This is a genomic window from Vibrio sp. NFR (assembly GCF_027587095.1).
Lineage (GTDB): Bacteria > Pseudomonadota > Gammaproteobacteria > Enterobacterales > Vibrionaceae > Vibrio > Vibrio harveyi.
Window position 1 is genome coordinate 82,169 of record NZ_JAPPTN010000009.1, and the last position, 13,080, is coordinate 95,248.

11 protein-coding genes are annotated in these 13,080 nt (G+C 46.1%); 5 read left to right on the top strand and 6 right to left on the bottom strand.

All coding sequences use genetic code 11. The features are described 5' to 3' along the window. Both treR and gmhB read right to left on the bottom strand, forming a co-directional pair. Positions 1-948 carry a trehalose operon repressor TreR gene (treR, locus tag OH463_RS17300; protein WP_038898524.1) on the bottom strand — a complete coding sequence of 316 codons (948 nt, stop codon included), beginning with the start codon at positions 946-948 and terminating at the stop codon, positions 1-3. Between the two features lie 74 nt (positions 949-1,022). Further along, the gene (gmhB, locus tag OH463_RS17305) at positions 1,023-1,574 is read right to left on the bottom strand and encodes a D-glycero-beta-D-manno-heptose 1,7-bisphosphate 7-phosphatase (RefSeq protein WP_005447547.1); all 552 of its coding nucleotides are present in this window, start codon (positions 1,572-1,574) and stop codon (positions 1,023-1,025) included. A gap of 351 nt (positions 1,575-1,925) precedes the next feature. Here gmhB and metN point away from each other — a divergent pair, with 351 nt between their 5' ends. From metN to OH463_RS17320, 3 genes are read left to right on the top strand one after another with little or no spacing between them, the layout of a single operon-like run. Further along, on the top strand, positions 1,926-2,960 hold the full coding sequence (gene metN / locus OH463_RS17310) for a methionine ABC transporter ATP-binding protein MetN (protein WP_005447548.1): 1,035 nt from the start codon (positions 1,926-1,928) through the stop codon (positions 2,958-2,960). Continuing rightward, positions 2,950-3,627, top strand: a complete 678-nt coding sequence (locus OH463_RS17315) for a methionine ABC transporter permease (protein WP_005432672.1) — start codon at positions 2,950-2,952, stop codon at positions 3,625-3,627. Before metN ends, OH463_RS17315 begins: the two co-directional genes overlap by 11 nt. A 32-nt stretch (positions 3,628-3,659) precedes the next feature. Continuing rightward, on the top strand, positions 3,660-4,469 hold the full coding sequence (locus OH463_RS17320; protein WP_005447551.1) for a MetQ/NlpA family lipoprotein: 810 nt from the start codon (positions 3,660-3,662) through the stop codon (positions 4,467-4,469). A gap of 87 nt (positions 4,470-4,556) precedes the next feature. Here the strand turns inward: OH463_RS17320 and OH463_RS17325 are convergent, their stop codons facing one another. The 4 genes from OH463_RS17325 to syd all read right to left on the bottom strand — a co-directional run bounded on the left by OH463_RS17325 (position 4,557) and on the right by syd (position 9,673). After that, the gene (locus OH463_RS17325) at positions 4,557-5,747 is read right to left on the bottom strand and encodes a YibE/F family protein (RefSeq protein ID WP_269991788.1); all 1,191 of its coding nucleotides are present in this window, start codon (positions 5,745-5,747) and stop codon (positions 4,557-4,559) included. 87 nt (positions 5,748-5,834) lie between these two features. Continuing rightward, positions 5,835-8,030, bottom strand: a complete 2,196-nt coding sequence (locus tag OH463_RS17330) for a bifunctional metallophosphatase/5'-nucleotidase (protein ID WP_269991790.1) — start codon at positions 8,028-8,030, stop codon at positions 5,835-5,837. Between the two features lie 318 nt (positions 8,031-8,348). Continuing rightward, positions 8,349-9,125 (bottom strand): Zn-ribbon-containing protein, encoded by a 777-nt coding sequence (locus OH463_RS17335; protein WP_269991792.1) that lies wholly within the window; start codon positions 9,123-9,125, stop codon positions 8,349-8,351. Between the two features lie 2 nt (positions 9,126-9,127). Beyond that, positions 9,128-9,673, bottom strand: coding sequence for a SecY-interacting protein (gene syd / locus OH463_RS17340; protein WP_269991794.1), 546 nt, complete (start codon positions 9,671-9,673; stop codon positions 9,128-9,130). Positions 9,674-9,780: 107 nt separating this feature from the next. Here syd and queF point away from each other — a divergent pair, with 107 nt between their 5' ends. Both queF and OH463_RS17350 read left to right on the top strand, forming a co-directional pair. After that, positions 9,781-10,626, top strand: a complete 846-nt coding sequence (gene queF / locus OH463_RS17345; RefSeq protein WP_009702368.1) for an NADPH-dependent 7-cyano-7-deazaguanine reductase QueF — start codon at positions 9,781-9,783, stop codon at positions 10,624-10,626. Positions 10,627-10,774: 148 nt separating this feature from the next. After that, positions 10,775-13,057 carry a tetratricopeptide repeat protein gene (locus OH463_RS17350; protein ID WP_269991796.1) on the top strand — a complete coding sequence of 761 codons (2,283 nt, stop codon included), beginning with the start codon at positions 10,775-10,777 and terminating at the stop codon, positions 13,055-13,057. The last annotated feature ends 23 nt before the right edge of the window (positions 13,058-13,080 follow it).

Consider the following 13,080-nt stretch of genomic DNA (forward strand, 5'->3'; position numbering starts at 1 on the left):
TTAACGACGGATAGGCTGCTGGGTAAAATGCACCACAGACTCATCACCATTTAATTGATTAATCAGCATGTTAGCGGATTTTTCACCAGCATGAGAGTAGCCTGGATCTACGCTGAAGACATTCGGGAAGAGAAAAGAAAGCAATTCGTTACCACCCACACCGGTAACCACCACATCTTCACGTCCCACTTCTTGCAGACGTTTAATCACACCTAGAGCGATGGTATCACTGGCACAAACAATGGCTTGTGTATCGGATTGAAGAACGTGATCCACCAGCTGATACGCACTTTCGTGGCTAAGCTTGCCAGTTTTAAAACATGGTTCGATGCGCTTTTTCTCACACCAAGCTTGGTAAGCATTTAGGCGAGCGAGACCTGTAGTGCGGTCTTCTGGATCAACACCAATGTAGGCAATACGAGAAATAGATTGTTGTTCCAGGTGGGAGAGCGCCATATCGATAACGCCTTGGTTATCGTAGTTGATCGAGGAAACCATTTGCGTGTCCATCGCGATCACGACAATGCGATTGCCCCAATCCGCCAAAGCTTGTTCATCACACCCAGTAAAACCAAACACGATCACGCCATCGACATTGCGACGTTTGAGCACATCCAAATGTTCATTGGTTTTATCGCGATCGAACTGGCTCTCCATGATCACCACGTCATACCCTGCCGAGTACAAAGCGTTGAGCATGGTACCAACGGCGCGGTTCTCTGATGGCGAATCCAGACGAGAGATGATCACACCGATCACCTTTTGGCTGCCGCCACGCATCGACTGAGCCGATTTTGAGGGCACATAACCTGATTCACGAATGATTTGCTCTACCTTCTCACGCGTTTGCGGTTTTACCTTGGGATCATTGGTAAGCACACGACTGACCGTCGACTTGCCCACGCCAGCCAGTTTCGCGATATCAAGAATGGTGAGTTTTTTGCTCATAAGTATTCAGACTAAAAGAAGGAATCAAACAAAAGGGAAGCAGCGGCTTCCCTTATCTCAGTCAGTAATGAAGATTACTTGTTTAGGTACGCAGGTACGTCTGCAATGCTATCTAATACTACCGTTGCAATCGCTTCGCCTTGTTCTGTTACTGGCTTACCAGTGCGAACCAAAATCTTAGTGCCAACGCCTGCCGCTTCTGCTGCCATCATGTCTTCGGCTTTGTCGCCGATCATCACAGATTTCTCCATGTCGATCTTCAAGAAGTCACGCGCAGAAATAAACATACCTGGTTTTGGCTTACGACAATCACAATCTTGCTTGTACTCGCCAATGCCATGCTCCGGATGATGCGGGCAGTAGTAGATGCCGTCGAACTCAACGCCATTATCAGCGAAGTTCCAGTCCATCCATTGAGTCAGAGACAAGAAACGGTCTTCGCTGAATTTACCACGTGCAATGCCAGATTGATTGGTCACAAGCACCAGCAGGTAGCCTTTATCTTTCAGCGCTTTTGTCGCTTCAAAGACACCGTCAATGTACTCAAAATCATGTTCGTCATGAACGTAGCCGTGGTCAACGTTGATCACGCCGTCACGGTCGATAAAAACAGCAGGTTTTGCCAAAACGTATTTCTCTATTTACTCGGTTTTATCAGATTATTACATACCTTATAAGCACTCACACTATCTAATTGGTGTGAGTGGGCGACAAAACAGTTGATTTGTCGTCCGAGAATCGGTAAATCTTGAGTATCCCTCTTATATATGTCCTTCCGCCAAACATTCTCTGTTTTCCTTTCCCAACAGAACATCCATACATTTAGACGTCTAGACGTCTAGACGTAAAAATATCTATTGACTTAATACTACTTAACCCATAGCATCAACTGAGAATTGAGATAGAGTTCAAAATTTACTCCTGTTAAAAGCCGTTTTTAACAGCGAAGTTCCCAGTATCTCTGTGCAGGTTGAAACATGATAGAAATAAAAAACGTCAATAAAGTGTTCTACCAAGGCAGTAAGGAAATTCTTGCCCTTAAGGACATTAATCTAGATATCGCGAAGGGCACCATCTTCGGTGTTATTGGCTCATCGGGCGCGGGTAAAAGTACCCTAATCCGCTGTGTGAACATGCTGGAAGCCCCGACATCGGGTTCCATCATCGTAGATGGCGTTGATCTAACCAAATTAAGCAAAAAGCAATTGGGAGAAACTCGCCGTAACATCGGGATGATCTTCCAACACTTTAACCTGCTGTCGTCTCGCACCGTTTTCGACAATGTCGCACTCCCTCTTGAGCTAGCAGGCAAAGACAAAGCGCAAATCACAACAAAAGTGACTGAGCTACTTAAACTCGTTGGTCTTTCAGACAAGCATGAAAGCTACCCAGCAAACCTAAGTGGTGGTCAAAAGCAACGCGTGGCGATTGCACGTGCACTGGCATCTGACCCTAGCGTTTTGCTGTGTGACGAAGCAACCAGTGCACTGGATCCAGCAACGACTCAGTCCATCTTAGAACTACTAAAAGAAATCAACCGCAAGCTCGAAATCACCATTCTTCTGATCACTCACGAAATGGAAGTAGTTAAGAGCATCTGTCACGAAGTAGCGATCATCGGTGATGGTGAGCTAGTGGAAAAAGGCACCGTTGGTGAAATCTTCGCGCATCCGAAGACTGCACTGGCGCACGAGTTCATTCGCTCTACTTTGGATCTTTCTATCCCAGAAGATTACCAAGCACGCTTACAAACCACGCGCGTAGAAAACAGCTATCCATTGGTTCGCCTAGAATTTACTGGCGCAACCGTGGATGCCCCTCTGATGACGCAAATCGCTCGTAAGTACAACATCGACGTAAGCATCCTAAGTTCTGATCTGGATTACGCTGGCGGCGTGAAGTTCGGCATGATGGTCGCAGAGCTGTTTGGTAACGAAGAAGACGATAACGCAGCGATTGAGTTCCTGCGTGAGCACAACGTGAAAGTAGAGGTACTTGGCTATGTCCTTTAATACGATTTCTGAATGGCTGAGCCTAAACAGCAACCTACTTTTGGGCGCAACATGGGAAACCCTATACATGGTTGCGGTTGCTGGCATCGTTGGTTTTGCTGTTGGTATTCCACTAGGCGTAATTTTGCACACCACTAAAAAAGGTGGCTTGCTGGAGAACACTAAACTTAATCGCGTGCTTGGCGCCATCGTTAACATTGGTCGCTCGGTTCCTTTCCTAGTGCTGATGGTTGCGATTATTCCAGTAACCAAACTGTTGGTTGGCACCTTTATCGGTACAACAGCAGCGATTGTTCCTTTGACTATCGGTGCAATCCCATTTGTGGCGCGTCTCATTGAAGGTGCACTGCTGGAAGTACCATCAGGTTTGGTTGAGGCTGCACAATCTATGGGCGCAACACCAACACAAATCATCACAAAAGTTCTGCTTCCTGAAGCAATGCCGACTATTGTTAACTCAGTAACGATTACCCTAGTAACACTTGTAAGCTACTCAGCAATGGCGGGTACGGTAGGCGGCGGCGGTCTTGGTGACGTAGCTATCCGTTATGGCTTCCACCGTTATGATGTAGTCATCATGGCAGTAACCGTCGTGATGCTGATTGTTCTAGTACAAATTATTCAGTCTATCGGTGATGCAATCGTACGCCGCGTAGACCACAGATAAGAATTGAAAATACCAATTATAAGGAGATAACGATGAAATTTAGCCTTAAGAGTCTTTTGACTGTTGCAACTGCCGCTTCTGCACTGGTTCTTGCTGGTTGTGGTGACAAAGAAGTCGACGTGAACAAAGTAAAAGTTGGCGTAATGGCAGGTGCTGAAGCTCAAGTTGCGGAAGTTGCAGCAAAAGTTGCTAAAGAGAAATATAACCTGGATGTTGAGTTGGTTACCTTTACCGATTACGTAACACCAAACGCAGCACTAGATGATGGCTCAATCGACGCAAACGCGTTCCAACACAAGCCATACCTAGATCAGCAAGTAAAAGATCGTGGCTACAAGCTAGTAACTGCAGGCAACTCTTTCGTATACCCTATCGCTGGTTACTCTAAGCAAGTAAAATCAGTAGATGAAATTGAAGATGGTGCTCGCATCGCGGTTCCAAACGATCCAACTAACCTAGGTCGTTCTCTTCTACTTCTTGAGCAACAAGGTCTGATCGAACTGCGCGATGGCGTTGGTCTACTGGCAACAGTACGTGACATCGTAGGTAACCCGAAAAACATCACTATCGTTGAACTAGACGCAGCACAGCTTCCACGTTCTCTTGATGACGTTGCGGTTTCTATCATCAACACAACTTACGCAAGTTCAATTGACCTAACACCTGAGCGTGACGGTATCTTCGTAGAAGACAAAGAGTCTCCATACGTAAACCTTATCGTTGCTCGTGAAGACAACGTTCAAGCAGCTAACGTACAAAACTTCGTGAAAGCATACCAAACAGATGAAGTTTACGAAGCAGCGAAAGACATCTTCAAAGGTGGTGTAGTGAAAGGTTGGTAATCCCCTCTTTCTACAACACTTTAAACTTAAAAAGGGCGCTCATCGGAGCGCCCTTTTTGCATTTGTTTTCATTGCGGTTTTATATCGCTAGAACAGCTGAACTTCGTCTTGCTCAAGCTTCTTTTGCTCCTGTTCTTGCTGCGTATCCACTTGCGGATGTTTAAACACATAAGGCGCTAAAAACGCAGTAAACGGGATAGTAAGCACAATGCCTACACTGCCCGCTAACGCATTCACCACTGCAAGTCCCACCAGCGGCATATTCATAAACTGGCTCGCAGGCATGTTAAGCCCCCATACCATCATGATGGTTGTTAACGATCCACCAGCAAACGCCAAAATCAAGGTGTTAGTCATGGTGCCCATGATGTCTCGACCAATATTCATCGACGCTCTAACCAACTGCTTTGGTTTGAGTTTCGGGTCGGTTTGTTGCAGCTCCGCATACGCTGATGCAATCGAAATCGCAACGTCCATAACAGCGCCAAGTGCAGCAACGACAATCGTCACGAACATCAACCAACGGATGCCCATCTTTACCGACGTTAGGTAAATCACGTCTTCGCCTTTGTCGAGGTAAATGCCCGACAAGTGCGCCATTTCACCGAACCACTGCGCCATTACACCTGCGGCGATCACACCCAATAATGTGCCGCCCATGGCACATAAACTCTTACGGTTATAGCCAGAGACGAGAATAAAGCTGACCACGATGATCACCACCATCAGCAAAATACTAACCAGCATCGGATTCCAGCCAGCGAAAATACTTGGCACCAACACGCCAACAATCAATGCCGCGGTAAAATAGAGCGCGACCATCGAGTTGATGCCCTCTTTCTTGCCAAAGCTCAGTAGCAGCGCACAGAACAGCACAAGCATAAGGTAAATCGCGTCTGAGCGTTTGTGGTTATACGCCCAATAAACGGTACCATTGGTGGTTTCGCGGATCATCATGATGAAGGTATCACCTTCACTGACATACACGTTGTGCTGACGACTGAGTGGATTGGTGACTTCTACCTCTAAACCTTCGCTCTCTCCTTCAAGAATTTTTGCTATGAAGACTTGTTTACCTGTCATCACATCCGGCACGAGCGGATCTGGCGCAACATGGTTTGAAATCGAACGAGTGACGGTCGCTTCAACAAACTCTTGTTGCTGACGAGATTTAGGACGGAAATCTTCACTCCACGACGACGAAAATTGGAAGATAAGCGTGGAGATAAGGGTAATCAGTAGGGTGAAACCCCATCGGTTATAGATTCTTTTGATCATGAAGCGCTCTTCTACATCACTCAAACAGTCTTTACCTCAAGCGAGTAAAATTAGGCGCGGTAATACTTACCGCGCCCATATGCAGGATTAATGAGTTGGGTTACAACCTGCGACTTTCTCATCAAGCGTCGCCGCGTCTTTGTTAGGGTTAACAAAGTAGCTAGACGAATCATTGATGTTCACAGACTTAACAATTGCAGGGTATTTCGGGTTTTCCAAATCAATCGAGACACAGATTTCCATGTTCTTCAATTGATCCCACAGCGCCTTGCCTTTACCTTCTCTTAGTGTCGTAATTTCACCACTTGGCAGGTATTGCGTGAACGACCAGTTACCAACGTTGCCATTAAAATCTGCCACGTTGATGCCTTTGTTCTTCTCAACATAAGCCGTCAACATATCGCGGATTGCGTATACCGGCTCATTCACTGAGTCGTAGAACACGTCATCTTTGCTCGCCCAACCAAACTTCTGGATTTGCGAACCAAAGCGGTAGCTGTTCATTGCCACTTTGTAAGTTGCATTAGGATCGAACTGTTCACCGCCAATGCTAGTGATGTTGACGCGGCTGCCTTCATTCGTCACTGTATTGTTTTCATCCAACTCAAGAGACGGCTTACTCAGATCCACAGTAAATTCGATATCACCATCAAATTGGTCGTATAGGTAAGCAGGAGCGCCTTTCTTGAACGAAACGGTAATATCACCCGGTTGGTATTGGTTGAAGTAAGAGTAAGACCATTCGATGAAGCGTTTTAGGTTGGCACCTGTCATCTCCACACCAAGCAAAGTGTTGTCGTATTTATACAAGTTAGTCGACTTACCTTTGGTGTACACTTCGTTGTCTATTAAGTTAGATTGATCAGAGAACAGAGATGCTGCAGAGACTATCGCGCCGTTACCTTTACCCATCGCCGCTTCGATTTGCTGCATTTGGATTTGGTTAATCACATCCATCAATGGTGTATCAACCACTTTCGCAAGGTGAATCGTCGAGTACAGACGCTCTGCGGTGTAGTTGTAATCCGTCGCGGTCGCTTCATCTGGGAAGCCTGATGCGCTTGGTGTGAAGTTGCCCGTTACACGACCAAGCTCGCGCGTCGCGTCTTCAACCGAAATATCATGCACGTATTGGAATTTCGCTTGTAGAGCCTGCTCTTCTTTGACCTTCTTCGTGCCGATGTTGGTTAACGTGGTGTCTTCCATTGTCCACTTACCATCGACTTTCTTCAGTTGAATCTCAGCTTTGGCAAGGTAAGCACCCCACTTACCTGGCTCAATGATTTTCACGCTTTGTGCTCGGTTATCTTGAGTGTATTCGCCAGACTTGGCTTTATCTTCAATCAACGTATTTTCGCCGCCGATTTCTGATGTTGATTTGCTGATTGGTGTGACTGTGCCGTCCGCATTCACTTGCTCGATGTAGTTCGCGTGTTCGTGACCCGCTAGAATAACGTCGAATTTATCCGCCATTGCAGACGCAATTTCATAAACGCCCACACCACCGTCTTCTTGGCGACCAAGGTGAAGCGCACCCACAATCACATCTGGATTGTACTTAGACACCAGTTGTTCAACCGCTTCTTTGGTTGCGTCCAATTCGTTCTCAAACTTCAAACCTTTGAAGTGATCCGGAGCTGAGGCTTCCCAGTTCGGCACGTTCGATGGCGTTAGACCAACGATCGCCACTTTCACACCTTCCACTTCAAACATTTGGAACGCGCGAATGTAGTTCACATCGTTACTTTCCCACTTGATGTTAGAAGACAGGACCGCACCATTAAAATGATCGAGGTTGCGATCGACAAACGAACGCTCAAAGTTAAATTCATGGTTGCCTGGTACCCAAACATCAAAGCCAAGAGAGTTCATGCTCTCAACCACAGGGTGAGTTGGGTCATCGTTGAATAGCTGCGCGGAGTTGCCCTGAACCGTATCACCGATATCAATCAGGATCATATTTGGATGTGCCGCTTTTTGGCCAGCAAGCAAGGTTGCGATGCGGGTAATACCAGCGTCATCGTCTACGGCATTTAGCGCATAGTCAAAACCAAACAAGCGACCATGTAAATCCGATGTCGCCGCGATAGCAATGGTGACTTCGTCATCTTGCGTTGCTTCACCTTTGACGACGACGTCAGGTGTGTTAGTTAGCGTTTTACCCTCTGCGACCACTGGACTGTAATCTGATGGTACCTCTACGTATTTGGTTTCATCATCGTTACAACCAGCCATCAAACCGACAACTGCAATACAGATTAGGCTTCGTTTAAATAAAGTCATCTCAATTCCTTCCAGATTATTTTTTTATATATATTTTCGGAAGGGGCCCTCTTCCCAAAACCTCAAAAAGGATATGGATATTATTTGAAATTTTTGAGAAGCAAACGTTTCAATGCTTATAAACCATGCAACTAAGTTACATTTTTCTTTGAACATGAACAAAGATCACAATCAAGGGGATGAGAGAAATGGTCAATGAAAATGCTTTTCGAATCAATGTATTGATAAAATAAATAATAGAAAATTTTACCAATCAACCCTGATTCATTTATAGCGATAGAAAAAAGCTGGCATAAACGCCAGCTTTTTAAAAATAGACTACTTGATGTGGTCCCAAGAGATATTGGAGACAATTCGGCAATCGTCACACTTAAAGTAGAAGATGTCGTGTAACGGTTCGTCTAGTAACCAGTCACCACCACATTTGGGACACTTGCGCGCTTTTTCCGCTTCCAGTGAGTCACCACCAACTCGGTATTGGTAGTAATAAGTCGGGATCTTGGTGATGTATTCAATACGACCACGCAAATCCCAACCTCGACGGAACAGCACACTGTCAGCGTCGCAAATTTCATGCAGCGCAGCGTGTTCAGCACGACAGCCACCTGCCATTTGGATTTCATCACACGCTTGCCATTCGGTTTGCCATTTCACCACCGCTTTGTGGTCACCATTCAACGTAGCACCATTACGGTAAAGCGGAATTGGTAACAGTGTCTCGCCGCTGCGCAGTGGAGAACAAGTATGAACGTACGTGGTGTACAGCACTTGCCAGCTAGGCGTCTCTTCTTCCGCCGCTTCTTCTGAGTTCAAATCACGACCCAACATGCGCATTTTCGGCGCAAGCAACGAGGCTTCCGACAAACGATTCATGCACACTTTGACGAAATCAGAATGGTAACGAGGGTGCAAACTGTCTTGCTCTGGGCAAACCACGCGAACATAAAACTCGCCATCACCCATCACGATAGGAAACTCACGACCAAGCACCTGACCGTTGTAGCGCAATGCGTCCATCAGACCATTAATCGCTTTATCAACCGCGCTTACGGTAGTGTTATCAAAACACTCAAACTGCAACTCAACAACGTACATGCTTACACTGCAGCCTCTAGTTTGCTTAGAAACTCGATGAGCGTCTCAGCCAGTACGTCGCGTTTGTCTGAGCCTAAGCGCTCAAGAATCACATTACCGGTTAAGTTACAGATAGAAATAACATCCAACTCTGCATCTGTCGCTGCGATAAATACCGTCGGCTTTAGTTTTAGACGGCGCTGAGTGACTAGATGACCAAGAATATTTTCTTGCAGACGAGTAAAGTCATCATCACTCCATACTTGCAGCAACGTCAGTTCGTTACCTTGCCAAGTTGCGTCCATATCAGCGCTGTACTGAGAACCGTAGAAGGTTTTGATGTCTTCATGCAGCGTCAGCTCAATTGCGTTCTCAACGTTAGTGAAATCCGCCATTTCTTCACGTGGGAATGCTTTCCACAATACGGCCCCGTCGCGTTTCTCTTCTACACATGGAGAAACAAGATCAGCAAGCTCTTCACTGCGTGGCAGTTCGTTATGCTCGTCTTGCCAAGCTTGTTGGTAGCGCAGGCTAAAGTCCTGTAGAGCCTGAGTAACGGTTTGGGTCATGAAGGTCTCCTGGTTAGTTTTTATCAGGTCGCGGTGTCTGCCGGATGGCAATTAATCAGCGGATTCAGTAAAATTCTCGCCATTCTAATCGAAAATGACCACAAAGTATGAGCAAATATTCTGACGCTAAAGAGCTTGCTGGCCTAACTCTGGGTAAAAAGACCGAGTACGCAAATCAATACGACGCAAGCTTGCTGCAACCTGTACCTCGCAGCCTAAACCGTGATGACCTTGAACTTGGCGACAGCCTACCGTTTATGGGTCACGATATTTGGACGCTGTACGAGCTATCTTGGCTAAACAGTAAAGGCTTGCCTCAAGTTGCCGTTGGCGAAGTCTACATCCCAGCAACCAGCGCAAACTTAATTGAGTCAAAGTCGTTCAAGTTGTACCTAAACAGCTACAACCAAACGCGTTTTGCTACTTGGGAAGAAGTCACTGAGCGTTTAGCGCAAGATTTATCAGCATGCGCTGGCGAGCAAGTACTTGTGGAAGTGAATCCAGTTAGTCACTACACCAACCAACCTATTGTCACGATGGAAGGTGAATGCATTGACGATCAAGACATCGAAATCACTAGCTACGACTTTGATGCAGCGCTTCTAGACGGCGCTGCAGGTAACGAGCAAGTGGAAGAAGTACTTCACAGCCATTTACTAAAATCAAACTGTTTGATCACCAACCAGCCAGATTGGGGCAGCGTAGAAATTCGCTACCAAGGCGCTAAGCTTGATCGTGAGAAGCTGCTTCGCTACTTGGTTTCATTCCGTGAACACAATGAGTTCCACGAGCAATGTGTTGAACGTATCTTCACTGACTTGATGAAGTACTGCCAACCAACGAAACTAACCGTATTCGCACGTTACACGCGTCGTGGTGGTTTGGATATCAACCCTTACCGCTCAACGGAACAAGACAAGCCAGCGCACAATAATCGCATGGCTCGTCAATAATCTGAGTACTTAATCAAAAGCGAATGAGCTAAATACTCAACACTCATTGCTTAAATACTCAAAAACGCCCAGCTATCTGTTGGATTGCTGGGCGTTTTTCTCTAATATTATTTATTCAAAAACGACACAGTTCGAGGGAACGAAAAGGATGTTTTGGGACAGTTCGCGTCTATTAAGGCTGATTGGCTTTCTTTGCTTATTGTTAGCACAGCCACTTCACGCGACCATTTTATCTTCCGCTTTGCTCAATGAAGCTCAGCAATTAGCTGAGATCGAACCTTCACAAGCAAAACAAGCGGCCAAAAACTACCTTTTGCAACGCGAGCTGATTGAACGCCAAGAGAATGGCAGCCCTTCCGCGATGTCTCGTGAAGAGACCGACCGCAGTATCCGCACCCCGAGCAGCACGATTGAGGCGCACAAAATCATTGCACAAGCCGATTATGCAATGGGCAACATTCGCTCTGCCATCAACAACCTTGATGAAGCAGAACGTCTAGCCAAAGAATACCAATTGCCGTACATGAATTTGGATGTGCAACTGATGCGCAACCAAATGATTTGGATGTACGACAAAAACTACGCCGCAGCAGAACAAAAACTCGGCCAGATCGAAAAGCAGATTGAAGAAGCAAATCCGGTTTTACAGCGTACCGACAGCGTTCGTTACCGCTTAGTGATGCAACGTGCCTTGCTCGCAGCAAATAGCGGTGACTCCGTAAACGCTGAGCGTTTGTATGCTAAAGCTAAAACCATGTTGGAAGACAATCGCTCAGATCTGACTCTGATTGACTACCACACAGCGGTAGGCGAATTTTACCTCAACAACAAGAAATACAACCTCGCGCTCTCAGAACTGCTTTACGGTTACTGGCAATCTATCGAGAGCGACAGTGGAGCCAGACTAGCAAAGGTAAACCGTCTATTGGCTCGACTATTCCAAGAGCGCCGCGTTTACGACAAAGCAATTGAATACCTCTCTCAGGCGGCGGACTTTTACGACAGTTACCCAAGCTCCCCAATTTTGGCTGACGTGCTAGAACAGATGGGCGATATCTACTTCTACCAAGGTAAGTTCAACCTCGCGCTGGTGCATTACTTCAATGTACTTGATCACGACAGCACCAGTAAGAATATCAACCGCATTATTAAAATACGTTTGAGCCTAGCTGCCACTTACCTTCAGCTTTACAACTATGCGTTAGCAGAGCAGTACCTAGACCGTTCCAAAGACTTATTGGAATACGCTGATTTACCTCAGCTAGAAGCCAAAGCTGCACTGCTTAAATCAGGTCTGGCATACCATCAAAATGACAGTAAAGATGTGATCGTCAATGCCAAGAGAGCGCTAGACCTGATAGAGAAAGCACCAGAAGATACGGGCTTCATTAAACAGCAAAGCTATCGCTTACTGGGTTTGGGGTATGAGCAAGCTGGCGAATACCAGTTATCCCTTCAAGCGTATAAAAAATACATCAGCCTAGTGCGCCTAGAGCAAAAGCAGCTTAACCAAATCAGTGAAGATGCCTTCCGCCAACAAAAAGAGTTTGCTGAGCAAAGCATCCACTATGTAGGTCAGGCAGACAAGCTAGCTCAAGTTGAAATGGAGCATCGTAAATTCCAAAAGATCTCGTTCGCACTGTTTATTACCGTTTTGGTGATGTTCTTATTCATCATGCGTCGTGGTGTTATCAACCAACGTCAAACAGCTGAGATTGAAAAGCTGCGTAATGATCTGTTCACTCACTCTCGCTCACGCCTGCGTAACTTACGTATGCTCAACGTCAAGCTATCGCGTTCATTGAAGAAGTCGAGCGACACATTCGAACAATGGCAAATGGGTGAACTTATCCACGAGCCGTTGAATGACCGCTTACGCTTTGTGATGATCGATTTGCCATTCTTGCGCAGCATGTACGTTCAACATGGTTACAAAGCTGGCTTAGAGTTAGAACGTGCATTTGGTGAGTTCCTAGCAGAACGCATTCAGAAGCCAACACGTTTGTACCATTTCTCAGATGCAAACTTGTTGTACATTGAGCCAAATGCCGATCGCGATGCCTCCGCAGAAGCCACCTTTGATAAATTCCAAGGCTGGGTGGACGAGTTCGCAGCACAGCACAACGTCAATCGCATCATTCGTATGGGCATCAGTGATTACCCATTCTTGCCGCGTGCTTACACCGCGATTAACGATGAAGAACTGCTCGATCTACTGTTGCTTGCGACACACATAGCACGTGAAGTTAGTTTGAAAGATAAGCACAGTCATTGGGTATTCTTAAAGGCCATTGATAATGCACCTGCCGCGAGCTTTGCAACCGGTGACATAAGGACAGCTTGCCAACATGCCATCAATCAAGGGCTAATAAAGATTCATTCTTCGTACAAGAATGAGGACGACATCAAAAAAATATTAAAAAACGGATAATTAAACAACGGTTGAGCGTGATC